This window comes from Parafrankia colletiae (assembly GCF_001854655.1).
In the GTDB taxonomy this organism is placed as follows: domain Bacteria; phylum Actinomycetota; class Actinomycetes; order Frankiales; family Frankiaceae; genus Parafrankia; species Parafrankia colletiae.
In genome coordinates this window covers 41,719-64,248 of the sequence record NZ_MBLM01000115.1, presented here as the reverse complement: position 1 = coordinate 64,248, position 22,530 = coordinate 41,719, and the positions used below count along the sequence as shown (strand labels likewise).

The following is a 22,530-nucleotide window of genomic DNA, read 5'->3' as shown; positions in this document are numbered from 1 at the left end:
CCCTTATCCTGCGCCACCACCGCCCGTCTCCCGCGGCGCTGCGCTGCGCAGCCTGAGAGGGCCGACCAGTCCGTGGACTGGTCGGCCCTCTCAGGCTGCGGCGTTCTGGCGCGGGGCGAGGAGCTGGTGCCCCGGTCGGGTCAGTGCCGGGCGTGGGTGCGGCTGTGGCCGCGGGTGTGCACCGCACGCCAGATCAGGAGCGCGACGATCGCGCCGATGATGGAACCGATGATCCCGGACGGCTGCAACGCGCCCTCACTAAGGTCATGGCCGAAGAGCACGTAGCCGAGCAGGCCGCCGATGAAAGAACCGACGACACCCAGAAGAATGGTTGCCGGAATGCTCATCGGGTCGCGGCCGGGCACGACCAGTCGCGCCACCGCGCCTGCGATGAGACCGAGAATAATCATGCTGACGATGAACCAGAGCACGTTGACCACCTTCGTCGTGAGGAAAAAATCCGTGTCCGGGCCTCTGTTGCACATCTCGGCATCGAAAATGTGCTCTCCGGATGTTTCTCGACTGTCGGTGCTTTCGCCCCGCGCCGCTGATCCACGAGTACCCGGGCCACCGGGCAACAAACCTTTTCTCTTCCGGGTGAGTTCGCCGCTCGCGACACGCGTCGCCTTCGGTGCAGGTGAGCGGACTGCCCGTAGCCGGGTGGCCCCTTCGGGCAGACCCGGTCCCGCCGGCCCCATCGGGCCCGGACCGGGCGGTTCCGTCGGCGCCCTGACGGGGTCTCCGGATCAGCCGGCCGGAGCCGCCATGACGCCGGTGACCGGCGTGGGTGCGCCGGCATCGTCGCCGAAGCCGATCTGCTCGTCGACCCGCACCTGCTCGTCGACCCGCACCTGCTCGTCGACCCGCGCCTGGTCGGCACCTCGGGCTCCGCCCTCGAACAACCGGAAACCGCGGGAGTCCCCCGCGGAATCGTTCGCGATGATGCCGCAGGTCATCACCCGTTCCCCGCGGTCCCAGCCCAGTTCCTCGGGGTGGATCCCGCCGGCGGCGAAGCGTCCGTAGGCATCGAGTGGGTAGCCGAGATAGTCGCGGATGACGTCCGGACAGGACCGATGGATGATCGCGCCCCACTGGTCGGGTGTGGGGTAGGTGTCGGAGATCGGGTGGTCGGCGAACAGTGAGGTCCGACCGGCCGCTTCGAACAGATGCGGGCCCGCGCACGGGACGTCGTCCACATCGGACATGGGCTTGTCCTGGTCCCAGGAGTAGCAGTGCCCGGTCAGGTAGTCGACATGCAGGAGCTCGACGGACGGAGCCGTGGACGTCGTCGGCGACGGGGTGGCGGGGACACCTCCGGCCGCCGCGTTTCCGCCTGTGGGGTCCTTGGCCGCGGAGTCGTCGGAGCGGAGGGCGACCAGTCCCCAGATCACCGCCCCGAGAAGGACGACGTTGATCGTGACGGTGACGGCATGGTCGCGCCAGCCTGTCCGCCATCTGCCGCCGCGGTTGCTGTTTCCGGGCACGCCGGCTTCTCCCTGGGCCAGAGGATCGGGGCACGTCGCGACGGATCGCGGACGGCGGCAACGGCCGAGGTTCCTCGGATCAATGTGCGCTCAACGCAGTGATCTGATTACCTTCCGCCGTGCAGCTGGCCATACTAGGACAGGTTGCGAAGAAGTTCTCGGCTGGGAGCCGATCTCAGTCCCCTGCACCTGACTCCCGGTCCGGCGACTGCGCCGGGCCGGTGCCGCGCGGTTGACCAGCTCGCGGATGCGGGCGCTGACGGCGTTCGGGCGCTCGAGGATCACCGCGTGCCCGGCGCCGGCCTCCACCGAGAGTTCGGCCTGGGGCAGGGCTTCCGCGAGTGTCCGGCTGTGTTCCAGGGGAGTCATGACATCGGCGTCGCCGACGAGCAGCAGGGTCGGCACGTCGCGCAGCACACCCGCCGCCGACAGCCGGTCGTGGTCGAGGAGGGTGTGCAGGAAGGCGCCGACCACGGGGATCGGCGTGTTCGCGATCATCGCCTCGAGTCGTCCGACCACCGCGTCCGGCACCCGGGTCGTGCCGAAGCCGAGCCGCCGGGTCAGGGCTTTCGACACGGAGCTGCCCCGCCACCTGGTCCGTTCGAGCAGCGGCGGCGAATGCCGCATCGCGACGGCCACCCCGGGCAGCGCGCGGCGCACCGCGTTGGCGGCCGCGGCGGGCAGTCCGAGAAGCGACCGGGCGAGCCCGCCCGCGCTGGTGGACAACAGGGCCACAGCGACGATGCGGTCGTCGAACAGCTCCGGGTGTGCCTCCGCCAGCCCGAGGATGGTCATCCCGCCCATCGAATGCCCGACGAGCACGATCGGGCCGGTGGGAACCCGGTCCTCGATGACCAGGCGCAGGTCGTCGGCGAGCTGGGTGATGGTGCAGTGCCTGGCGTCGGACGGCCCTGACCGTCCGTGGGCGCGCTGGTCGTAGCAGACCGTCCGCCCCAGGTCGGCGAGGTTGCGGCGCTGGAAGGACCAGGCGTCCGCGGTCATGCAGAAGCCGTGCACGAAGACCAGGGTCAACTCCGCGTCGTCGGGCCCGGCCTCCTCGACATGCAGAGGGACGCCGTCCGAGGCGGTCAGCGTCGTCACTCGCGGTGCCTGTGCCCGCGGTGCCTGCGCGGCGGGGATTGACGGCTTCCCCCGTCCCCGCGCGTGGCCTGGTCGCGGTTTCCCAGTGACGTACCGCGCCCGCGCCGGGGTGGCGGGCCCGCGTGCAGCCCGAGTCACAGGCCCACCTCGCCCTCTCCATCAGCTGGACAGGCTCCGCCAGCTGAACGGGAAGGATCTGCCCCTGACAGGGAGGTGATAACCGGTTATGCCGCCCGAAAGCCGGGCCGCCGCGGGTGTGACGCTGACGGCCCGGCCCGGCCCGGCGTGGCGGGTTCAGTTCAGGGACGGGCTGTGTTGGCCGGCGCGTCCTTCTCGCTGCGGGGGAGGCCGGCGTCGGCTCGTTCTTTCGCGGTGCGGCGGGCGAGGACGTCATCGTCCAGTGGTCCGCTGATGCCGCCGTGCCGGGCCGGGTCACGCCACCCGGCGGCGACTCGCGCCGCGGTGTCCGCCGGTCGACGGCTGTCGTTTCCCATCAGCTCGCTCCTCTCGCGGCCGTCCGCCCGGAGACAGTGCCGGCGCTGTGGCCGGCGGGCGGCGGTAGGCACGCAGATTCCCGCCCGTTCCGTGCCAAAACGAGCGGCGGATCGATGGTGCCGGTAGTGGACAGCGGCGGCGGGAAGCGGTGGAACCTGGATTTAAGTGGCCTGTCGGGGGGATGCCCGTCCAAACATGGCACCGCGTTCAGGCCGCGACGAAGCGCGCGACGGCGGTCGTCACCTTTCGTAGGAGGAGCGCGTGAGCAAGAGCGCGAAGATCGCGTACAAACCGATCGGCCTGCTCGGCGGCCTGCTGGCCGGAACCGTCTCCGGCATGGTCGTGACGCGGGTCTGGGCGGCCGCCGCCGGCGAGGACGAGACGCCCTCGGCGCTGCGTGCGGACTACAACTTCGGCAAGGTCGTGGCCGCTGCTGCGCTCCAGGGTGCCGTCTTCGCCGCCACGAAGACCGCGTTCGAGCGTGCGGGCGCCGTCGGCTTCCACCGTCTCACCGGAGCCTGGCCCGGAGACTGATCGGGCAGCCCGGTTTGGCCGCGCCCAGCTCCGAACAGGTCTGAACGCAGGACGCGTTCATCAGCGGCATGCGGACCGCGCTGCTGTGCGCGGCGGTCGCCGTCACCCTCGCCGCGGCCGGCGTCGCCGCCCTCCTCAGGAACCACGGCATCCCGGCGCCGCCCTCCTCCCCGGCCTCGCCGGCCTCCGAGGTCTCCGAGGCGTCTCCCGCTCCCGGGGCTCCCGCGGGCGCCCGGACCTCGGACGAACTCCAGCCCACCACCAGGTGCCCGCCAGTCCCAGGTCGCGCCCGTCGGTGACCGCCCGTCGGTGACCGCTCGACGGTGGCCGCCTGTCGGTGACCGCCAGGTCGCGGGCGCGACCTGGGGCCGCCCGGGTGGAATCGGGGTCTCCGTCCACGTCGTTGCTGCTCATGCCGGCTGCCCGCCACGCCAGAGGAGAGCCACGTGTCCACCAGCGGACCGACGTCGGACAGCTACTACGTGCGCACGGACGAGCATCGATTCAAGCCCACGGTTCATGTGGGCGGCGCCTGGCACGATGACGAGCAGCACTTCARCCCGCTCGGCGGTCTCATCGTCCACGCGATCGACCACCACAAGGCGGCGAGTCCGCACGGCGAGATGGTCCTGGGCCGGATCAGTTTCGACATCCTCGGGCGCCTCGCCCTCGACGAGTGCGAGATCCGGGTGGAGACCGTCCGGCCCGGCCGCACCATCGAGCTGGTCGAAGCCACCGTGCTCATGGCCGACCGGCCCGTCGTCCGGGCCCGGGCGTGGAACCTCGCGGTGCTGGACAGCAGCAGCGTCGCGGGCGGCGGCGCCGAGCGACTCCCGCATCCCGACACGCTCGCGCCCTGGCCACTGAGCACGGTGTGGCGCGGGGGCTACATCGACTCGGTGGACGTCCGACCGCTCACCGAGCCGCGGCCGGGGCGCACCACCGCCTGGATCTCCAGCCGTGTCGACCTCGTCGCCGGGGAGGCAGCCAGCCCCCTGGCCTCCTTCGTCGCGCTCGTCGACACCGCCAACGGCATCGCCGTACGCCAGCCGCCCACCGCCTGGATGTTCCCCAACCTCGACCTGACGGTCCACCTGCACCGCCAGCCCCGGGGCAGGTGGACGGGCCTGGACACCACGGTCGTCTTCGGTGACACCGGCCAGGGACTCACCAGCACCGTCCTGCACGACCTCGCCGGCCCGGTCGGGCATGCCCAGCAGATCCTCACCGTCCGCCCGCAGGATCCTTCGAGTCGGTGAGCGGCCGTCCTCGCCCAGCTCGGTCAGAGTCGGCGTGATCGGACCTGTCGAGGGGATCAGGCCGGCCCTGCGGTTCCCGCCAGCCCTGGACGACGAACACGAGCAGCATTCCCGCGAGGCAGAGCAGGCCGAGGAGCGAGAGCGCGAGGGAGATCGCGCGGTGGTCACTGAGCCTGGCCGCGATCTGGCCCAGCGCCAGTCCGGCGAACAGCAGCACCAGCGCCAACGACCGGGACAGCCGGCTCATGGCTGACCAGTGCCTGGGCCTGTGCCGGCGGACGGCATCGGCGACGAAGTGCGCGGCGGGCGGGCGGCGTCGTCCGCTCACGGCTCGCCCCCGGTGAGTGTCCAGCCGTCGAGAAACAGAGCGGCGAGAAGCACGGACCCGGGAAGAACCGTGACCGCCCCACCCACCGCGAAGCCGAGCGCACCGCCCGCCAGGACACCGACGAGCACAAGCCACGGAGCACGGCGCCACCATCGTGGGAGCAGCGGCGAATCGTCGCGGAGTACTACAGGCCTGCCGTCAGACCCGAGTTCAATGTGCACGCTGGGGCGGGAGGTCAGCTCATACCCCTTCGGTGGTGTCCGCCGGACCCTCCCGACAGGTACGAGACGGACGCCGCCGGGCAGCTCGATGACGAGCGGGCCCGCCGGCCCCGGCTCCGACGGCTTCCCCCGCACCATCACTCGGACGTTCTCCGGCATTTCTTCGACTGCCGGATGCCACATCACCCGTTGCCAGCCGTACGGCACCGGGTTTCCGATTTCGCACAGTATGAGCAAGGTAGTCGGATGGGCGAGGCCGGTCCTCTCGATCCGCCGTCCGATCCGGGCATCGGCGACCATGGCGTGCCCGGGCCGGGTGGCGGAGTGCCGGAAACGCAGACCCCGTACCCCCCACCACAGTGTCACGACAATCACGGCGACACCCGCGTCGGCGGTGAACATGACTGTGAAGCTTTGCGTCTGCCAGGCGGTGTAGGCGGCGATGACCATGAAGCCGACCAGGCTGGCCGAGATCCCGAGCAGTGCCGCCCGCAGTACCGGGCTGCGGCCGARCCAGCCCGCGCTTCCTGCCTCGACGGTCTCGGTCTCGGTGACGGGCCGGGAACGGGCGTTCATGGATATCTGGGGAAGGGCATGTCGTACCTCTTTCAGGGAAGCRCAAAGAATCCGCCGTGGCACGCCAGGGGGAATGCCGGAAAGTCGGCGGATGGGAAATCGGAGATGGCTACGGCCGGGCATCGGCCCGGACATGGCAGCGACATCGACGACCAGAGGCCTCCAGGGAAAGTCGGCAACTACGGCTTCGGACAGCACACACTGCTTCGCCGACCAGACTTCCCGGCACACCGAGAGGTACTTTATCGATGTATCTCCGCGCCCGCAATCGATTCGCGCCTGCCCGGACCGCGAGTGTCGACCAGCTCGGCGCGCTRCACTCGGCGATCGACCTATGCCGGCCGCGACGCCGTCGGCTTCGCTTCGGCAGGTTCAGGAGGCCTCGAACACCGGGTCCAGGAAGAACCGGGTCCAGGCGATCCGACCGTCTGCGGCCCCGGAGATGACCCACCCTGCGGAACGGCGTCTCCGTCCCGTCCGTCGCGGTACCGCGCATCTCCCTCTCCGCCCAGGTCTCGTCTCCGTCCGTGATCGAACGCAGAACGTCCGCGTGGAGATCGGGAGTGCGCGCGAGCAGGGCCGTCCAGTTCTCGCGGACTCGCGTTGCAGGTGGTCAGGGGCGGCGGCCGACGCCGGTGAGGACCTCGTGCACGCGGCCCGCGGGTGTGTTCGGCGCGAGGGCCGCGGTGCCCTCGCCGGCGCCCTGGCGGAGTCCGACGAGGAAGCTCTGCAGCGCGGCGTGGGCGTCGTGCCGTGGTACCCAGCCGAGTTCCGTCCGGGCCCGGGTCGTGTCCATGAGGGGCAGGCGCAGGACGGCGTCGAGGAGCCCGGGTTCGGTGGGCACCAGGCGCAGGTGCCAGGCCGCCGCGAGCGCGGCCCGTGCCGCCCTCGCGGGCAGCTGGACGGTCCGGGCGTCGAGGGCTTCGGCGAGGAGCCGGCTGTCGACCACGGGATCGGCGGCGATGTTGAACGGCCCGCGCACGGTCCGCTCGGCGGCGAGCCGGTAGGCCTCGCCCACGTCCTCGGAGTGCACCACCTGGAAACGCAGCCCGGGCAGGTCGGGGATCACCGGCACCGTGGCGGGCCGGACCAGCGTGCCGGGCAGGAACGGCCCGGCGAACAGGCGTCGCTGCTGGCTGGCCGCCCGCCGCTGGAAGATGAAACCCGGGCGGAGCCGGACCACCCGCATGGCCGGATGATCACGCTCGAAGGTGTCGAGGATCCGCTCGACGTAGGCCTTCTCCCGGGTGTAGGCAGCACCGGGCCAGCCATGGGTCGGCCAGCTCTCGTCGACGGCACGGTCCTTCGGCCCGGGTGAGTACGCCCCCACCGACGAGGCGCACACCAGCGCCGGAACGCCCGCCCGCGCCGCGGCCTCGAACACCCGGGTGCTGCCGAGGACGTTGGTCCGCCAGGTCGTCAGCGGATCGTGCGTCGGCTGGAACAGCCACGCGAGGTGCATGACCACGTCGGCGCCGGCGAACACGTCGTCCAGATCGTCCTCGGCGACGTCGGCTGCCACCCAGGTGCTCTTCTTCGTGTTCCACGGCGGCGGGCGACGGGCCACACCCGTGACGCGGGCGATCGTGGCCGAGCGGTCGAGAGCCGCCAGGATGCTCGTGCCGACGTTGCCGGAGGCCCCGACGACGACGACCCGGACCCCGGAGGGGGACGTCCCGGGGGCGGGCGTTCTGACGATGGACGTCCCGGTGGGGGTTTCCGGCGAGCTCTGCACCTGGTGCCTCCTCGTCCTGGTGGTCTCCCGTACCGGCAGGGTCGCCGCTCAGGAGCAGGCAAAACACGGCGGGCCCCGCGGAAACTCGATGGATCAGCCTCGCGATCTGCCCTAGGGTCCGGAGCGTGGCGGAGGTAAGCGGCACATCCACGGACACCTACGAGCCCGTGCGCGCGGTCCTCGCGGCCCAGCTCGACGCCGACGACACCGAAGCCGGGGCCTCGGTGGCCGTCCACATCGACGGCGAACCCGTCGTGGACATCTGGGGCGGCTACGCCGACGACGCCCGCACCGTTCCCTGGCAGCGGGACACGATCGTCAACGTCTGGTCGACGACGAAGACGATGACGGCCCTGTGCGCGTTGATCCTCGCCGACCGCGGCCTGCTCGACCTGGACGCGCCGGTCGCCCGGTACTGGCCGGAGTTCGCCGCGGCGGGCAAGGAGAACGTGCTGGTCCGCCACGCCCTCTCGCACACCGCCGGCCTGCCTGCGCTGCACGGCCGCCGGACGATCCAGGATCTGTACGACTGGCCGGCCGTCACGGAGCAGCTGGCCGCCCAGGCCCCTGAGTGGGAGCCGGGCACCGCTGCCGGCTACCACAGCGTCACCCAGGGCTACCTGGTCGGCGAGGTGGTCCGCCGGGTCACCGGCCGCACGCTCGGGACGTTCTTCGCCGAGGAGGTCGCCGGGCCGCTCGGCGTCGACTTCCACATCGGGCTCGCGGCGGAACACGACCACCGCGTCTCTCCGGTGATCCCGCCCCCGTCGGAGTTCGCCCGTCCCCCGGAGGACGCGGGCCAGGAGAGCGAGGGCGAGGAGACCGAAAGCGGCCCGCGGCTCTATGCCTCGGCAGCGAACACCGTCGCCTGGCGGCGGGCGGAGATCCCGGCCGCGAACGGGCATGGCAACGCCCGCTCGGCCGCCGCCGCRCAGTCCGTGYTGGCCTGCGGGGGATCCGTGCGGGGGGTGCGGCTGCTGTCGGAGGCGGGCTGCGCACGTGCCTGGGAGGAGCAGTTCCGCGGTGTGGACCGTGTCCTGGGCGGCGGCCCGGTCTGCTACGGCCTGGGGTACCGGCTGGAGGGCCGGACCTGTTCCTGGGGCGGCTGGGGCGGCTCGATCGTGCTGTTCGACCCCGATCACCGCATGGCCGTGTCGTACGTGATGAGACGGATGCGCGAAGGCGACAGTCGCGGTCTCGAGGTCGTTCTGGCCACGTACGACTGCCTTACCCGCTGACGCCGCCCCGACACGACACACCCCGGTCTCGTCGCGGATTCCGGGTTCCGGCCAGCCTCTCGAAATCAGTGGACTCTTTTGTTTTCCATCCCGCAGCCTGCGATTTTTGCTGGGGGAAGACGGCGGAACATTCTTGTTGTGTTTGCCTGCCCGTGCTAGGTGCATAACGGGGCGCAAAGGTCCGACGGTGACCTTGCCCCACACCCGAAAGGCAGGCGAGCGAATGACGAGACTTACGTTGCGCACAATGCGGTCGACGGTGGTCGCCATACTCCTGACGGCCGCGATGCTGGTCGGTGCGGCCGCGGCCGCGACTTCCGCCGGCGCGGCGCCCGCGGCGGGCGTGGTCGAAGGTCTGACGACGCCGGTCTCCGGGCAGAGCGGGACGACGTCTTTCGCCGGGACGTTCACCACGACCGGCTTCGAGGAGAGTGACGGGCAGGTCGTGGYGCTCGGGACCGTCACGGGAACCGCGACCGACAGCGCCACCAGYACCTCCCGCGAGATCAGCCAGGCGGTGTCGGCGCCGGTGACGAACGCGGYGGCCACTGCGGGCTGCGACATTCTCAGCCTTGTTCTCGGGCCGCTTAATCTTGACGTGCTGGGACTCGTGGTCGACCTGAACCAGGTGGTGCTGGACATCACCGCGGTCGGCGGGCTCGGAAATCTGCTCGGTAATCTGCTCTGTGGCGTGACGAACCTGCTCGATGTGCTCGGGGCCGCCCAGCTGCTGGCGATTCTGAACGCGCTGCTCGGGCTGTAACCGGCTCGTTCCGCGGCCATCCTGGGGTCGGTCTTTCATCGCCCAGGATGGCCGCGTGCTCAGACGGCACGCTCAGAGCATCCTTCACCTGATGGTGAGGACCACCTTTCCCGGCGCGTGGCCCTCCTCCTGGTAGGCGACTGCCGTCGGCATCTCCTCGAACGGGTAGGTGCGGTCAATGACCGGCGTCACCTCGCCGCTCTCGAGGAGGCGGGTCAGCGTCACGAGATTCGCCCGGTTCTCCGCGCCCGTGCATCTGCCGATTTCGACCATGACCATCCGCTGGGGCACGAACGGCGACTGGGCTACAGCGGCGAAGACGTGGCCGGCGGGCTGCACCCATCGGCCGGCGTGCCCGCCGACCGCGACGAAGGTTCCGCCCCTGGTCAGCACCCGGCGGCAGGCCGCCGCCGGGCGGCTCCCCGCGTTGTCGATCAGCAGCTCGTAGGGCTGTTCGGCCCGGGTGAAGTCGGCCGTGGTGTAGTCGACGACCTCGCTCGCGCCGAGGGAGGAGACCAGCTTCGTGTTCCGGGTGCTGCAGACACCGGTGACCTCCGCGCCGAACGCCCGGGCGAGCTGCACCGCGAACGTACCCACCCCGCCCGACGCACCGTTGACGAGAACACGCTGCCCGGCCTGGAGCCGCCCCTGGTCGCGCACGGCGAGCAGGGCCGTGCAGGCCGCCATCGGTACCGCCGCCGCCTGYGCGAACGACAGGTTCACCGGCTTCGGCGCCAGCTCGTCGGCCCGCACGCACACGTACTCGGCGAAGCCACCGTGGCTGAGCAGGGCGAACACCTCGTCGCCCGGTCCCGGACCCGTGACGCCCGGCCCGAGTGCCTCGACCTGCCCGGCGACGTCCGTCCCCAGGATGGGGAACCGTGGCCGGCGCAGCCCGACCCCGCCACCCATGACCCGTGCGAGGTAGGGCTGGCCGCGCAGGTGATGCCAGTCGTACGGGTTCACGGAGGTGGCGTGCACCCGCACCAGTACCTCCCCAGGACCGGGAGTGGGCCGGGGGACCTCGGCGAGCCGCAGGGAGTCGGGTGGGCCGAACCGGTCGCAGACGAAGGCCCGCATGGTGGCGGTTGTCGTGGTGCTCAATCGACGCTCCTGAGGATCTTCTCGATCGACGCCGTCCGAGTGCGCAGCTCGGAGACGTCGGTGGCCACCCGCTGCTGGGCGTCCAGGGTGTTCTCGGCCAGCTGCTCGAAGCGCCCGACGAGCTGCCGCAGATCCTCGGTCTGGACGGTCCGCAGCTTCGTCTTGCGGTAGTCGACGGTGAACCACAGGACGGCGACGATCACGACCGCGGCAGCCGTCATGAAGCCGACGGCGGCGATCGCCTCACCGGTCCCGAGATTTTCGGCGGCGACGTACATCAGGAGCTCTCCTTGGAGGCGGGACCCTTCTCCGGGTCGGGAGCGGTCAGGGTGCGGGYTGCCTCGGCGAGGGCCGCCGCGGTCAGGTGCAGGTCGAAGCCGGTGATCTCGTAGTACTTCATGGCCTTGCCGTCGTCGGAGAGCTCGAGGCTGCCGACGACCAGGCCGGCGCTTTCCAGGCGCTGCAGGTGCATGTGCAGCAGGGGACGACTGACCCCGATCTCGCGGGCCAGGTGGCTCACGTAGTCCCGCCCGCCGGCCAGCGTCGCGACGATGCGCAACCGCAGCGGGTTGGCCAGCGCCGCCAGGATCGTGACCAGCTCGTCGCCGGTCGGCCGGTCTCCTGTCATGACCCTCCGTCATGTGTAAGAAGTTTCTGACAGGTGAAACCATAGCATGACGGATGGAAGTGCGGAAGGGTGCGGAAACGTACGGTCGCGGGCTCCAGCCCCGACCCGAAAGGGAGAACCCCGCGCGTCAGCGCGTTCTGGCAGGCCAGCGGACCCGCAGGCGGCCAGCAGGCACATCTCTGCCTCTGCCGGCCCGCCGCCCGGGCCCGCCTACCGTCACCACTGACATCCGGTCAGGGACCCGGCTCAGCGCTTCGACCCGGCCGCCCCGGTTGCCCCGGCCGGCTCGTCAAGCTCGTCGGGCTCGCTCGACGTCGCCCCGTCCGCATCGCCGTCATCGCTCGTTGCCTGTGCGGTCGCTGCATCCGGTGTCTCCGGCGAAGCCTCGCTGGAGACCTCGCCGGATGCTTCCTGCGGGGTCTCGCGGGATCCGGTCTCGCGGGATCCGGACTCGTCCTCATCCTCGTCCGGTGAGCGCACGACCTTTCCGTCGCGGATCTCGCCCCGCCAGGAGCCGGTGGCCTCACCGCGAAGCATGACGAAACGACGGAAATGCTTGAGATCCAGCCGGGCTCGTCGCCCACCGGCGCGCCACAGGTTTCCCGTCTTCTCCATGAATCCGCTGGGGTGGTACTCCATGGCCAGGAGCWCGCGCGTCAGGTCGTCGGCGATCGGGTGGAAGGTGATGACACCGTTGACCGAACCCTTCGCCCCCTCGGAGGTCCAGACGATTCTGCGGTCGGGGACCTGTTCGGTCACCTTCGCCTGCCAGGTGCGCCGTGACTTGAAGACCTTGACCCGCCAGTTCTGCTCGGTCTCGCTTTTCGTCTCGACCCCTTCGACGCCCTTCATGAACTTGGCGAACTCCGGGTACTGGGTCCACTGGTCATAGGCGACGGAAACGGGAACGCCGACGTCGACCGCCTCCTCGATGTTCGTCGCCTTGGCCGGGCCGCCCTTCTTACCGCCGCCCTTGCCCTTGGCGCCGCCGAGGGCCCCTTTGACCTTGTCCTTGATGTTTGCCATGGCCGTCCCGGCCGCAGCCTTCAGTGGGGACTGGCCCTCGGCCAGCTTCCCGGCGCCTCTGGCGAGCGACGTGATCTGCCCGCCGGAGTCGCTGAGACCGTTGAGCTTGTCCGCGCCGGAGGTGAGCCGCTCGCTGAGCTGCCCGACCAGCCGGCTGCCGCCCGCCTTCGCCAGGCTTCCAGCCTCGTCGGCGAGCCTCCTGGTCGCCGGATTGTGCGTGAGGGTGTTGACGAGGCCTTTCGGGTGCTCCGCCGTCCGTGTCATCGCGAGCCTCCACCGCTCGATGCCTGCGCCAGCTGCTCGAGCGGGCCGCGGCGTGCCTCCCGGCGCCGTCCGGCGGACCTGCCCGGGACCTGACGTCCGGCGGCGGAGCCGGTCTCGCTCCCGCTCCCGTCGTCCTCGTCGCGTTCGTCGGTGTCGCGCTGATCGGTCGCCTGGTCCGTGCCCGTCTCGCCCTGGCCGCTGTGATCACTGCGGGTGCCGGAGGCGGCCGAGCCGAGGACTGATCCGACAGCCTTCCCGGCCGCCCCGCCGCCCTCCTCGACGGTCTTCGCCGTGTCGCCCAGTGCCGCCGTCAGGCGTTCGGTGCGCCCCGCCAGTGCCTGGGAGAGCCGATCGAGCTGGCTCTCGTACACCGCCACCGCGGCGCGCCGGCCGGCTTCCGCCGCCGGGCCCCTGATCTGACTGATCAACTGGCCGCCCTCCTCGGAGTGCAGCAGCCGCACCGCCTGGTCCCGCAGGACGTCCTTGGCGTGGTAATTGTGGCCGGAGACCCACAGCCCCAGGCCGATGGCAGCCTTGCCCTTCTTCGTCCGACCGAGGACATAGCCTCCCATGAGCGCCAGGGCGCATTTGACGTTGCTCATCAGAATTCCTTTCTCTGCCGGCCGTTTCCGCTGCGGCGGCCTGTCTCAGACCGATCCACCGTGCGACCCCAGCCCCACCGGCCCGACCCGCCGAACGAGTCGCCAGAGGTGCCACCCGACGCCTCGCCGAAGGAGCTGCCAAAGGAATCGCCAAAGGAATCGCCAGAGGAGCGGTCGGCGGATCCGCTGAAGGAGTCGCCGCCGGGGTCGGTGTCGTGGGGATCGGTGAGCACGCGGGCAGGGAACTCGACGAAGTCGACAGCGGGCAGCGGTCCCACGTACTCGACGGTGAGGGACGGATGGGCCGCCCGGATCCGGTCCACGGCGGCGTCGAAGTCGTCCAGCGCGTCGGCGGGAACGAGGAACGCCCAGCTCAGGGCGGGATCCTCCGGCCCGCCATGATGCCGGCGCGGCCGGTCCGCGCGTGCCAGCGGGCACAGCTCGTCGAGGATCTCCCCGGCCTGTTCCGTGCGCCGCGCGGTGACGAGCTCCGCGATCCGCTGCCCCAACTCGATCCGGGCGTCCAGATCCGCCGGGGGCGGGGCGTGAGCCAGCGATGTGCCGGCCACCGCCTCGGCGAGTTCGGTCTGCTCCGCCTCCTCGACATCCAGGCGCAGCTCGACCAGACCGTCGATCGCGTCCAGGCGTTCGGGAAGGCTGTCCCGGACCGGGTCGAGCACCTCGGCCCGGACGGCGCCGTCGTCCGGCGCGACCGTGCCCAGCCGCACCGGCAGCACCGGGCCGTCGGCGAGCAGCCGCTGGAGGATCTCCAGATGCCGGACGGCCTCCTGCTCCCCGAGCTCGCCGATGTCGTCCGTTGCGCTCACGACCGCGGCGAGCGGCCCGGAGCGCACCAGCCGCAGCGGCGCGCGGGGATGGCCGATGCCGAGCGCGGAGTCCGCGCCCGGGGAGGGGTCCAGGAGGGGATGGCCGGCCCGGACGATTCCGTAGAGCACGACAGGCATGGGACTCACCCCTCCCGGCTGCCGCGGCGCTCCGCCGGCGCGGTCCGCCCGTCGGGCCGGCCGCGCCCGTTGTGCCCGGCGGAGGCGGCGGCGGAGGCGGCGTCGGACGGCGATCCGCGCAGTACCTCGGCGACGTCCTCGGCGGTGTCCCGGAGCCCGCTCAGGGCACCCTTGACCCGGTGCCGGCTCGTGCCGTCGGTGACTTCGCGCATCAGCCCCGGCAGCCCCGCCACCTGTTCCTTGGGCTGGATGTCCAGCCGGTTCACGGCTTCGGCGAACCGGAGGTAGGTGTCGACACTGGCGATCACGATGCGTGCGTCGATCGTCAGAATCTCGATGCCCACGAGGGCGACGCGTACATAGGCGTCGATGACGATGCCCTTGTCGAGTACGACGTCGAGGACGTCGGCCAGTCCGCTCGGCCTGGGCGCCCGTCCCATGGGGTAGCTGGCGACGGTCATGGCGGTGTCCTCGCTTTCTCCTGGAGGCCCGGCCTCCGGGCGCCTGCCCCGGGCTCACCCGCCTCCGGGCCGGCCGATCGCGCCCCGACGTCGCCCCTGCCTGCCCGCTCCTGGCGAGAGATGCCCCTGTTGTCCGGCCGTTCGACCCGCCTGTCCGGCCGTGCGCGCGCCGTGGAGCCGGACGTCCGGCGTGTGCTGGCCCGCGGGTCGGCCCGACTGTCGTCAGCGGCCAGGATCCTGCCGGCGCGCGCGACAGCGGCGTCAGCATCCTGGGCCGACAGACCCAGCGACTCCCGCACCTGCACCAGGCTGGCGCGGATCTCCAGCAATGCCCGCCCGAGGTCGTCGATCTGCGCGGCGGTCAGCCCGCCGCCCTCCATCCGGCGGATGGCCTGGCGTTCCAGAACCTCGCGCAGCAGTTCCAGGACCACCACCACGAGCTGGCCGAGCCCGCGCCCCACGTCATCGGGGTCCGCGTCGAGCCGCAGGCGCCGGCCGTCATCGCGCCCGGCGGTCGTCATGGCCGGACCTCGCCGCTTCCTTCGATGCTTCCTTCGATGGCGGTCTGGACGCCGACCAGCAGCAGGCGGAGATCGACGCGCAGCAGGTCCACCCCGGCGAGGGCGACGACCACGTCACCACTGACGACCGCGCCGGTGTCGACCAGCCTGTCCAGCAGGTCCGCGAGCGGCTGTGCCGAGCTGCGGGCGGATCGCCGCCCCGGCCGGCTCCCCGGCCGCGGCCGGGCACCGGCGCGGCCGCCCGGGTAACCGCCACCGCCCAGGTGATCGCTGCCGCCGCGGTACCGCGGCGTCGGGACGAATCGCTGATCAGCCACTCTCCTCACCTGATCCGATCTGGTCACCTGGTCCGCACTGGTCACCTGGTCCACGCCGGGCCGCCGAACCTGGCACGGCGGACTCCGTCCCGTGGACGGAGTCGACCTGCCCGTCCCCGCCCAGCGTCAGATGGACGAAGGAGTAGGGCGGCCACGGCCCCGAAACCGCGCAGAGATACCCGACCTCCTCCAGGGGCGGACCCAGCCGTTCAGCGGCGTCGAGGAACCGCTCCTCCTCGTCGCGTTCGACGAGGTAGGCGCCGTCGAAGACCCTGTCCGGCCGGCCGGGGCGACGGGCCGCGTCACGCGCATGGGCGAGCAGCTCCCGATGCGTCCGCTCGACGAGCCGGGCCGCCTCGTCGCGCCGTCGCTCCTCCTCGTGCAGCTCGTCCCGGCGGGCCGCGAGGTACGCGGTGCCCGCCCCCGCACCAGCGGTGCCTCCCGCGCCGGCCGTCGTGGTCGTCCCGTCTGCCCCCGCTGCGGGCGCGGCGGACGTCGACGCCTCGGCCTCACCCACTGTGTCGATTCGGAAACCCCACTCGCGCGCGCCATGGAGCGCCTCGAGCGCACGCGGCAGCTCATGGTCAGGGTCGTCGAGAACGGCGGCCGCCTCGTCCTCGCCGGGGAGCACGGTCCCGAACCGGAGCGGCAGGACGCCCGCGCGATCCTGCAGCTCTCGCAGGACCTGATCGTGGCCGCGGGCCAGGGCCGCGAGACGCCCGGTCTCCGACAGATCCTCCTCGACGTCCCGCAGCAGGTCCGGATCGATGGCTGAGACCACAAGCGAGACACAACCGCGCGTGACGGCACGGACGTCTGTTCCCTCGGCGAGGCCGGGCAGGCCCGCAACCTCGGTGTCGGAGGGGACGATCCCGTAGGCGTAGAGCACCCGCGCCTGCTCGATGCCCCCGGGCGACCGGCCGGCGCGGCCGGCTGGCCCGGCATCGCGGTCGGTCGCCGCGGGGCCACCGCGACCAGCTCGGTGACGTTCCCGGCGTTCCGGCGCCGGCTGGCGGGCCGGGGGGCCCGGGTCCGACCGGTGCTCCCGGAGTTCCGGTGCCGGTGGCAGGGACCACGTCGTCGTCGAGCCCCGCTGATCGCAGGCGGCTCTGGTTATCTCCCGCGCCAGGAGCTGGGCCAGCTGCGCGCGCGCGACCTCGCGGGCCTCGGCCACGGCTTCGGCCATGACGCCGGGCGCGAGCCGGGCGGCCAGCTCGTCGAGGCCGCTGAAGTCAGCGTCCGCCGGGGCCACCGTCACGCCTCCGTCCGTCCAGCCTCCGTCCGTCCAGCCTTCGTGCGTCAGGCCTACGTGCGTCGTGCCTACGTTCCGAGTCCTGGACCCAGAACGGCCGCGGCCCGTCGCGGCGGAGGCCCGGTTCCGCCGGAAGGGCCGCCTCGGCGGGAATGCCGGTGGGCGGATTCGCCCGGGATTCGACCGCAACCTCGTCCCGGTACGGAAGGCCTTCCCGCACCGAGCTTTCGAGTGTGGCAAGCCGCGCACGGAGCTCCTCGTTCTCCGCGTGGAGCGCCTGCATGGTCTCGTCCTGCAGTTCCCGTTCCTGCTCCTGCTGCAGCGACCGTGCCTCGCGGCTGTAGAACGGATCCGTGGTCCACCAGTCGAGACCCATTTCGCGCGCGGTGTCGGCCGATGCGATGAAAAGGCGCAGTTTGAGTGTGAGCAGCTCGACGTCGAGGACACTGATGACGACGTCTCCGACGATCACGACTCCCTTGTCGAGGACCCGCTCCAGCACGTCGGCGAGAGAGTCCGAGTGCGGCCCGCTCAGCGCGCGCAGCCGCGGAGGCCCTGCGAGAGATCCGCGATCGACCGTCATGATGCACGTTCTTCCAGCTGTCTGCCGTGCTCCGAACACCCGCGGTGCCGCCCGGCGGCGGCCCCGGGCAGCCGTGCTGAGCGCTCGGAGACCAGGCTCAGTCGGTGGCGCCGCGCACGAATCTCCGCAACCGCTCATAGCCGACCAGGAAGCCCTCCTCGTCGACGTCGAGCCGGTAGGTGGCGAGCACACTGGTTGTCGACGGGATGCGTTCCAGCTCGGTGAGATCCACCAGCAACGACCATCCCGCGTCAGTCCGGCGTGCCCCGGTGACCCGTTCGGGAGCCTGGCCCACCAGATCCCCGAACTCCGCGAGCGAGCGACTGACGATGGTGACGAGTCCGTCGCGTCCGCTCATCTGGTGCGTACGCTCGCCATCGTCCGCCGAGTCGTCGCGTGGCATGACACCCACCGGGGTGATATGTCGGCCGTCCCGGGCTCATGGCGGCGGGCCGACGACAATGTGGCGCCCTCCCCCTGCCCGACCGAACCTGCCGCAAACCCGCCGTCCGGCCTGCGCAGAGCTGCCGCCCGTCCCCGGAACGGTCGGTGTTTGACGGGGTCTGGCGACCTGCTTGTCACACCGGCTGGCTCGCACGGGGCTCTGCCGTGGTGACGGCGGCATGATCCCCACCGCGGGCCGGTCGCAGTTCTCGGCCCGCGGAGGGCCCGACGGGGTTGGCCCGCAGCGAGCGGACCTCCGACCGGCGCAGTTCCACCCGCCCGGCGGTCTCACGGACCTCGTACACCGGCTGCGGGCGGGTCGCCGGGCTCCGGACGACCTCGCCGGAGGCCAGGTCGAACTGACTTCCGTGCCAGGGGCAGCGCACACAGCCGTCGGTGCGCTCGCCCTCGTGCAGCGGGGCGCCCCGGTGCGTGCAGCGGTCGCTGATGGCCACGACCCGGCCGTCGAGCCTGGTCAGCAGCACCGGCACCCCGTCGATCTCGACCTGCCGCAGTTCCGTGGTGACCTCGCTGGCCGCGAGGACGTCCGTCCAGTCGGTCGGGCCGTGCTGGAACGCGGTGGTGTCCACCCCGACCCCGAGGGCATAGGCGAGGTGGCCGCCCAGCCAGCCGCCGACACCGAGGGCGGTCGCTCCGGCGAGGCTGGCCGCCAGCCCGCTCCCGCCGCGCCGCCGCTGGCGCCACGACACCGCGTAGCTCGCGAGCCCGACGATGTTGGACGCGGCGTGGACGAGACCGACACGGCGCTCGGCGCCCGCGGTGTCGAGCCAGTCCGACCAGCCGGCCAGCGCGGCCGCGGGGGCCGACAGGAGGCCGAGGCCGATGAGCCGGCGGGCGGCGGGGCGAAGCTCCGCGCTGCCGGTGACGTCCAGCAGGGTCGCGCTCAGCAGCGTCCCGGCCGGTACGAGCACGGCCGCGGGATGCAGTGGGTGCCCGAGCTGCCGGCCGCTGAGGACGTCCCGCAGCTTCTCCGACCGGAGCGCCGAGGTCCAGAACGCCGACACGCGCCCGGCGACCGGATCAATCCTCTCCTCCCGCTCGATGCGATCGAAAATCTGTTCGGATCCACGCATGTCCGCCTCTTTTCACATCGTGCGCGCCGCGGCGGTGGCTCGCCGGTTCGCCTTCTTGATGGCCTCCACGAGGTCGGCCTTCTTCATCGTCGAACGCCCCGCTATGTCGAGATCGCGGGCGACCTCCCGCAGGTGCGCCACGGAGGCGTTGGCGTCGACGCCCTCCGCCGTCCGGGACGGATTGCGCAGCGACTGCGGTGCCCGCTTCGCGGCCTGCGCGTCGGAAGGTCCGGCCTTGGCCTTCGGTTCCCAGTGGTCGCCCGTCTTCTCATGGGTGTGCTTGAGAGAGGCGAACGCGGCCCGGTGTGCCCGTGCGCCTTCCCCGTAGGTCTCGACGGCTGAATCGTGGGTCTTCTTCCACGTGCGCACGGCCTTGTCGTCCGAACGGGCCACCGTCGAGGGAACGTCGGAGCGGGCCTGTTCCGCCTGCCACCGCTTGTCCTGCGTCCTGCYCGGCGCCTTGTCGTCCTGCTTCCCGGCCCTGCTGTCCTGCCTCCTGGTTGCCATCACTCGCTCGCTCTCCGCGGTTCGACCGATCCCCCCGGCTTGACGTCCGGGGTCTTCCCGGGGCTCTGGGGACGAACCCCGGTCCCTCCGGGCCCGTCGGATGTGTTTTGGTTCCTGGCCGCCCGGGGAGAGCGCTCGGGAGCACTGGGACGCCGCCCGTCCGCTGGAGTGTGAAAGGACCCGCCACATGAGTCAGACCGTCGGTGACCACGTCCTCGCCCGTCTGCGTGAGTGGGGGGTCGAGCAGGTCTTCGGCTATCCGGGGGACGGCATCAACGGACTGCTGGCCGCCTGGGGTCGGGCTGACAACCAGCCGCGGTTCGTGCAGACCCGCCACGAGGAGATGGCGGCGCTGGCCGCGGTCGGGTACGCGAAGTTCTCCGGACACGTCGGAGTGTGCGCCGCGACGTCCGGCCCGGGGGCGATCCACCTCCTCAACGGCCTCTACGACGCGAAGCTGGACCACGTTCCGGTGGTCGCGATCGTCGGCCAGACGGACCGCTCGGCGATCGGCGGCTCCTACCAGCAGGAGGTGGACCTGCTCAGCCTGTTCAAGGACGTCGCCAGCGACTACGTGCAGATGGTGACCGTTCCCGAGCAGCTGCCGAACGTGCTGGACCGGGCGTTCCGGGTGGCGATGGCGGAGCGCGCCCCCACCTGCGTGATCATTCCGGCGGATGTCCAGGAGCTCAGGTACACCAGGCCGTCGCACGAGTTCAAGATGGTCCCGTCCAGTCTGGGCGTCCGCTGGCCGGCGGTGTCCCCGGACGACAACGGGGTGCGTGCGGCGGCGGAGCTGCTGAACGCCGGCAGGCGGGTCGCGATTCTGGCCGGGCAGGGCGCCCGGGGCGCGCGGGCGGAGCTGACGCAGGTCGCGGACCTGCTGGGCGCCGGGGTCGCGAAGGCACTGCTGGGCAAGGACGTCCTGGCTGACGATCTGCCCTACGTCACCGGGGCGATCGGCCTGCTGGGCACCCGGCCGAGCTACGAGCTGATGCGGGACTGCGACACGCTGCTCACGGTTGGGTCGAACTTCCCCTACACCCAGTTCCTGCCCGAGCTGGACCAGGCGCGCGCTGTGCAGATCGACATCGACGCGAAGTACATCGGAATGCGGTACCCGTACGAGGTCAATCTGGTCGGGGACGCCGCCGCCACCCTGCGCGCGCTCATTCCCCTGCTCCAGCGCAAGGAGGACCGGGGCTGGYGGGAGAGGGTCGAGAGCAACGTCGCCCGGTGGTGGGAGACGGTCGAGCGGGAGGCATTCGTCGAGGGAAAGCCCATCAACCCGATGCGGCTGTTCTGGGAGGCGTCGTCGCGGCTGCCGGACAATGCGATCATCGCCGCGGACTCCGGTTCGGCCGCCAACTGGTATGCGCGTGACCTGCGGTTCCGGGGCGAGATGCGCGGTTCTCTGTCAGGCACGCTGGCGACGATGGGCCCAGGCGTGCCCTATGGCATCGGGGCGAAGTACGCGCATCCCGACCGACCGGTCGTCATCTTCGAGGGTGACGGGGCGATGCAGATGAACGGAATGGCCGAGCTGCTCACCATCGCCCGCTACTGGCGGGAGTGGTCGGACCCGCGGTTCGTGATCGCCGTCCTGCACAACAACGACTTGAACCAGGTGACCTGGGAGATGCGTGCCATGCAGGGCGCGCCGAAGTTCACCGAGTCGCAGACGCTGCCCGACGTGTCCTACGCCGACTTCGCCCGCTCGGTGGGGCTCGACGGGATCGCCGTGGACGAGCCCGGGCAGATBGGGGGCGCCTGGGAGCGGGCTCTGTCGGCCGGGCGGCCGGTGGTGCTGGACGTCCGTACCGATCCGGACTTCCCCCCGATTCCCCCGCACGCCACGTTCGAGCAGATGCGCGACGCCGCCGCGGCCCTGCTCAAGGGGGACGAGAACCGCTGGGGCGTGCTCTCCGCCGGCCTGCGGACCAAGGCTCAGGAGCTGCTGACCCGCCGCGGCTGACCCGAGGGTTCGGCCTGGCGCATCATCGCGACCACGGCGGCTCGGCTCTGCAGGCCGAGCTTGCGGTAGATCTGTTCGAGATGCTTGTGGACGGTGCGCGGGCTGACCCCCAGGGCACGGGCGATCTCCCGATCACCGACCCCGTCGACGAGGTGGGCCGCCACCTCGCGCTCCCGCGGGGTCAGCCCCGGCAGCCGGCTGGCCGCCTCGTCCGACGCCGAGGCGTGGCGCTGGGCGTCGCGCAGCGCGGTGGTCAGCCGGGTGAGCCGCTCGCGGTGCGCGACGGCCTGGCAGACCAGGGGTGAGACGAGATCGAGCAGCTCCCGGGCCCGGCCGGAGAACCCGCGCCGGGAACGGTTGAAGACGAGCAGCGTGCCCTGGTCACGACCAACCGTCACGATGTTCATCAGTTGGTCGTGGGTCTGGCGCGGTCGGTAGAAGTCGGCGTAGATCGGCAGGTTGCGCAGGGCGCGGAAGTCCATGAGGTCTGTCAGTGCCACCGAGTTGCCGGTGGGCAGCCGGCGCTCCCGGTGCGCGATGAACGCCGGGTGCTGCCCGAGGACCGCGGCGAAGGCGGCCGACTCGCTGAGATCGGTGCTCGCCGGCTCCACGACGGTCGCCAGCAGGCGCCGCTCGGCGTGGTCAACCCGGCAGTAGGACGCCGAATCGCAGCCGATCATGGCCGCCAGCCGCCCCAGGACCGGCGCCGGCATCTCGCCGCCCGCCCCGCCACCGTTCAGGGTGTCGTCGTGTAGAACGCGTACCAGGTCCAGGATATCCCGCAGGTCCTTCTTGGTGGCTTCCGCCGGCATATCCGAACCTCCTCCTGCGCCCGCAAGCGCATACTCCTCCTTGCGTAAACCTTCCACGCGCAGCTAATCTGAGGAAGCGGTTGTCCRGCAGCCGACACAAATGATTCACGGTCTGCGTGGGGGCGTCGGGGCCTACGCAGAAGTACGTATTTTCCGAGGTGCCGAGGAACTGGTTCCTTGAGGTCGACACATTCAAGCGGCCACGATCCGACGAATACGGCGTGGCCACCTTCGAAAGAGG

At 71.3% G+C, this 22,530-nt stretch carries 28 protein-coding genes; 6 read left to right on the top strand and 22 right to left on the bottom strand.

From position 1 onward, the window contains the following. Positions 1–140: 140 nt before the first annotated feature. The 4 genes from CC117_RS15570 to CC117_RS15555 all read right to left on the bottom strand — a co-directional run bounded on the left by CC117_RS15570 (position 141) and on the right by CC117_RS15555 (position 3,079). Positions 141–410: a GlsB/YeaQ/YmgE family stress response membrane protein gene (locus CC117_RS15570; protein WP_071084776.1), complete on the bottom strand. Its 270-nt coding sequence runs from the start codon at positions 408–410 to the stop codon at positions 141–143. A gap of 336 nt (positions 411–746) precedes the next feature. Beyond that, on the bottom strand, positions 747–1,484 hold the full coding sequence (locus CC117_RS15565; RefSeq protein WP_071084754.1) for a septum formation family protein: 738 nt from the start codon (positions 1,482–1,484) through the stop codon (positions 747–749). A 90-nt stretch (positions 1,485–1,574) separates the two neighbouring features. Beyond that, on the bottom strand, positions 1,575–2,585 hold the full coding sequence (locus CC117_RS15560; protein ID WP_116287801.1) for an alpha/beta fold hydrolase: 1,011 nt from the start codon (positions 2,583–2,585) through the stop codon (positions 1,575–1,577). A gap of 299 nt (positions 2,586–2,884) precedes the next feature. Next, a complete protein-coding gene (locus CC117_RS15555; RefSeq protein WP_071084752.1) occupies positions 2,885–3,079 on the bottom strand; it encodes a hypothetical protein in 195 nt (64 codons plus the stop codon). 262 nt (positions 3,080–3,341) lie between these two features. Here CC117_RS15555 and CC117_RS15550 point away from each other — a divergent pair, with 262 nt between their 5' ends. From CC117_RS15550 to CC117_RS15540, 3 genes are all read left to right on the top strand, one after another. Then, on the top strand, positions 3,342–3,614 hold the full coding sequence (locus CC117_RS15550; RefSeq protein ID WP_071084750.1) for a DUF4235 domain-containing protein: 273 nt from the start codon (positions 3,342–3,344) through the stop codon (positions 3,612–3,614). 68 nt (positions 3,615–3,682) lie between these two features. Then, on the top strand, positions 3,683–3,913 hold the full coding sequence (locus tag CC117_RS36375) for a hypothetical protein (protein WP_116287800.1): 231 nt from the start codon (positions 3,683–3,685) through the stop codon (positions 3,911–3,913). Between the two features lie 147 nt (positions 3,914–4,060). Then, on the top strand, positions 4,061–4,873 hold the full coding sequence (locus CC117_RS15540) for a thioesterase family protein (RefSeq protein WP_071084747.1): 813 nt from the start codon (positions 4,061–4,063) through the stop codon (positions 4,871–4,873). Here CC117_RS15540 and CC117_RS15535 read toward each other — a convergent pair. The 3 genes from CC117_RS15535 to CC117_RS15525 all read right to left on the bottom strand — a co-directional run bounded on the left by CC117_RS15535 (position 4,839) and on the right by CC117_RS15525 (position 7,697). Beyond that, positions 4,839–5,201: a hypothetical protein gene (locus CC117_RS15535; protein ID WP_131803077.1), complete on the bottom strand. Its 363-nt coding sequence runs from the start codon at positions 5,199–5,201 to the stop codon at positions 4,839–4,841. The genes CC117_RS15540 and CC117_RS15535 overlap by 35 nt on opposite strands. After that, the gene (locus tag CC117_RS15530; protein WP_071084743.1) at positions 5,198–5,998 is read right to left on the bottom strand and encodes a hypothetical protein; all 801 of its coding nucleotides are present in this window, start codon (positions 5,996–5,998) and stop codon (positions 5,198–5,200) included. The genes CC117_RS15535 and CC117_RS15530 overlap by 4 nt, the downstream gene beginning before the upstream one ends. A 613-nt stretch (positions 5,999–6,611) precedes the next feature. Next, the gene (locus tag CC117_RS15525) at positions 6,612–7,697 is read right to left on the bottom strand and encodes an NAD-dependent epimerase/dehydratase family protein (RefSeq protein WP_071084774.1); all 1,086 of its coding nucleotides are present in this window, start codon (positions 7,695–7,697) and stop codon (positions 6,612–6,614) included. A 161-nt stretch (positions 7,698–7,858) separates the two neighbouring features. Here CC117_RS15525 and CC117_RS15520 point away from each other — a divergent pair, with 161 nt between their 5' ends. Next, positions 7,859–8,971, top strand: a complete 1,113-nt coding sequence (locus tag CC117_RS15520; protein WP_071084741.1) for a serine hydrolase domain-containing protein — start codon at positions 7,859–7,861, stop codon at positions 8,969–8,971. A 247-nt stretch (positions 8,972–9,218) separates the two neighbouring features. Further along, complete coding sequence (locus CC117_RS15515) at positions 9,219–9,734, top strand: hypothetical protein (protein WP_407673542.1); 516 nt, start codon at positions 9,219–9,221, stop codon at positions 9,732–9,734. 84 nt (positions 9,735–9,818) lie between these two features. Here the strand turns inward: CC117_RS15515 and CC117_RS15510 are convergent, their stop codons facing one another. The 14 genes from CC117_RS15510 to CC117_RS15445 form a co-directional block, all read right to left on the bottom strand. Next, positions 9,819–10,814, bottom strand: coding sequence for an NAD(P)-dependent alcohol dehydrogenase (locus CC117_RS15510; RefSeq protein WP_071084738.1), 996 nt, complete (start codon positions 10,812–10,814; stop codon positions 9,819–9,821). 20 nt (positions 10,815–10,834) lie between these two features. Continuing rightward, entirely contained in the window at positions 10,835–11,116 is a 282-nt protein-coding gene (locus tag CC117_RS15505) for a hypothetical protein (protein ID WP_116287798.1), read from the bottom strand. Then, the gene (locus CC117_RS15500) at positions 11,116–11,466 is read right to left on the bottom strand and encodes an ArsR/SmtB family transcription factor (RefSeq protein WP_071084736.1); all 351 of its coding nucleotides are present in this window, start codon (positions 11,464–11,466) and stop codon (positions 11,116–11,118) included. Before CC117_RS15500 ends, CC117_RS15505 begins: the two co-directional genes overlap by 1 nt. A 246-nt stretch (positions 11,467–11,712) precedes the next feature. Continuing rightward, positions 11,713–12,756, bottom strand: coding sequence for an SRPBCC family protein (locus tag CC117_RS15495; RefSeq protein ID WP_071084734.1), 1,044 nt, complete (start codon positions 12,754–12,756; stop codon positions 11,713–11,715). Continuing rightward, entirely contained in the window at positions 12,753–13,358 is a 606-nt protein-coding gene (locus tag CC117_RS15490; protein WP_071084733.1) for a hypothetical protein, read from the bottom strand. Before CC117_RS15490 ends, CC117_RS15495 begins: the two co-directional genes overlap by 4 nt. Further along, positions 13,358–14,323 (bottom strand): GvpL/GvpF family gas vesicle protein, encoded by a 966-nt coding sequence (locus CC117_RS15485; protein ID WP_071084731.1) that lies wholly within the window; start codon positions 14,321–14,323, stop codon positions 13,358–13,360. Before CC117_RS15485 ends, CC117_RS15490 begins: the two co-directional genes overlap by 1 nt. Positions 14,324–14,328: 5 nt before the next feature. Next, the gene (locus tag CC117_RS15480) at positions 14,329–14,784 is read right to left on the bottom strand and encodes a gas vesicle structural protein GvpA (protein ID WP_071084729.1); all 456 of its coding nucleotides are present in this window, start codon (positions 14,782–14,784) and stop codon (positions 14,329–14,331) included. Continuing rightward, positions 14,781–15,305, bottom strand: coding sequence for a gas vesicle protein K (locus CC117_RS15475; RefSeq protein WP_071084727.1), 525 nt, complete (start codon positions 15,303–15,305; stop codon positions 14,781–14,783). Before CC117_RS15475 ends, CC117_RS15480 begins: the two co-directional genes overlap by 4 nt. After that, entirely contained in the window at positions 15,302–15,622 is a 321-nt protein-coding gene (locus tag CC117_RS15470; protein WP_071084725.1) for a gas vesicle protein, read from the bottom strand. Before CC117_RS15470 ends, CC117_RS15475 begins: the two co-directional genes overlap by 4 nt. Continuing rightward, positions 15,615–16,880, bottom strand: a complete 1,266-nt coding sequence (locus tag CC117_RS15465; protein WP_071084723.1) for a GvpL/GvpF family gas vesicle protein — start codon at positions 16,878–16,880, stop codon at positions 15,615–15,617. Before CC117_RS15465 ends, CC117_RS15470 begins: the two co-directional genes overlap by 8 nt. After that, complete coding sequence (locus CC117_RS15460) at positions 16,855–17,457, bottom strand: gas vesicle protein (protein WP_071084721.1); 603 nt, start codon at positions 17,455–17,457, stop codon at positions 16,855–16,857. The genes CC117_RS15465 and CC117_RS15460 overlap by 26 nt, the downstream gene beginning before the upstream one ends. Positions 17,458–17,554: 97 nt before the next feature. Next, positions 17,555–17,860 (bottom strand): gas vesicle protein GvpO, encoded by a 306-nt coding sequence (gene gvpO / locus CC117_RS15455; protein WP_116287803.1) that lies wholly within the window; start codon positions 17,858–17,860, stop codon positions 17,555–17,557. A gap of 175 nt (positions 17,861–18,035) precedes the next feature. After that, positions 18,036–18,995, bottom strand: a complete 960-nt coding sequence (locus tag CC117_RS15450) for a Rieske 2Fe-2S domain-containing protein (RefSeq protein ID WP_071084719.1) — start codon at positions 18,993–18,995, stop codon at positions 18,036–18,038. Between the two features lie 12 nt (positions 18,996–19,007). Then, the gene (locus tag CC117_RS15445; protein WP_198541870.1) at positions 19,008–19,502 is read right to left on the bottom strand and encodes a ChaB family protein; all 495 of its coding nucleotides are present in this window, start codon (positions 19,500–19,502) and stop codon (positions 19,008–19,010) included. 187 nt (positions 19,503–19,689) lie between these two features. Between CC117_RS15445 and CC117_RS15440 the strand changes: the two genes are divergently transcribed. Then, the gene (locus tag CC117_RS15440) at positions 19,690–21,477 is read left to right on the top strand and encodes a thiamine pyrophosphate-requiring protein (protein WP_071084717.1); all 1,788 of its coding nucleotides are present in this window, start codon (positions 19,690–19,692) and stop codon (positions 21,475–21,477) included. On the opposite strand, the gene CC117_RS15435 is transcribed toward CC117_RS15440, so the two are convergent. Beyond that, a complete protein-coding gene (locus tag CC117_RS15435) occupies positions 21,450–22,289 on the bottom strand; it encodes a helix-turn-helix transcriptional regulator (protein WP_071084716.1) in 840 nt (279 codons plus the stop codon). The genes CC117_RS15440 and CC117_RS15435 overlap by 28 nt on opposite strands. Positions 22,290–22,530: the final 241 nt, after the last annotated feature.

Bases quoted from the DNA above. Each gene is read 5' to 3' on its own strand.
- CC117_RS36375 (WP_116287800.1), top strand. From the start codon at position 3,683: ATGCGGACCGCGCTGCTGTGCGCGGCGGTCGCCGTCACCCTCGCCGCG.
- gvpO (WP_116287803.1), bottom strand. From the start codon at position 17,860: ATGCCACGCGACGACTCGGCGGACGATGGCGAGCGTACGCACCAGATG.
- CC117_RS15450 (WP_071084719.1), bottom strand. From the start codon at position 18,995: ATGCGTGGATCCGAACAGATTTTCGATCGCATCGAGCGGGAGGAGAGG.
- CC117_RS15460 (WP_071084721.1), bottom strand. From the start codon at position 17,457: ATGACGGTCGATCGCGGATCTCTCGCAGGGCCTCCGCGGCTGCGCGCG.
- CC117_RS15485 (WP_071084731.1), bottom strand. From the start codon at position 14,323: ATGCCTGTCGTGCTCTACGGAATCGTCCGGGCCGGCCATCCCCTCCTG.
- CC117_RS15435 (WP_071084716.1), bottom strand. From the start codon at position 22,289: ATGCCGGCGGAAGCCACCAAGAAGGACCTGCGGGATATCCTGGACCTG.
- CC117_RS15570 (WP_071084776.1), bottom strand. From the start codon at position 410: ATGATTATTCTCGGTCTCATCGCAGGCGCGGTGGCGCGACTGGTCGTG.
- CC117_RS15505 (WP_116287798.1), bottom strand. From the start codon at position 11,116: ATGTACGTCGCCGCCGAAAATCTCGGGACCGGTGAGGCGATCGCCGCC.
- CC117_RS15490 (WP_071084733.1), bottom strand. From the start codon at position 13,358: ATGAGCAACGTCAAATGCGCCCTGGCGCTCATGGGAGGCTATGTCCTC.
- CC117_RS15480 (WP_071084729.1), bottom strand. From the start codon at position 14,784: ATGACCGTCGCCAGCTACCCCATGGGACGGGCGCCCAGGCCGAGCGGA.
- CC117_RS15555 (WP_071084752.1), bottom strand. From the start codon at position 3,079: ATGGGAAACGACAGCCGTCGACCGGCGGACACCGCGGCGCGAGTCGCC.
- CC117_RS15475 (WP_071084727.1), bottom strand. From the start codon at position 15,305: ATGACGACCGCCGGGCGCGATGACGGCCGGCGCCTGCGGCTCGACGCG.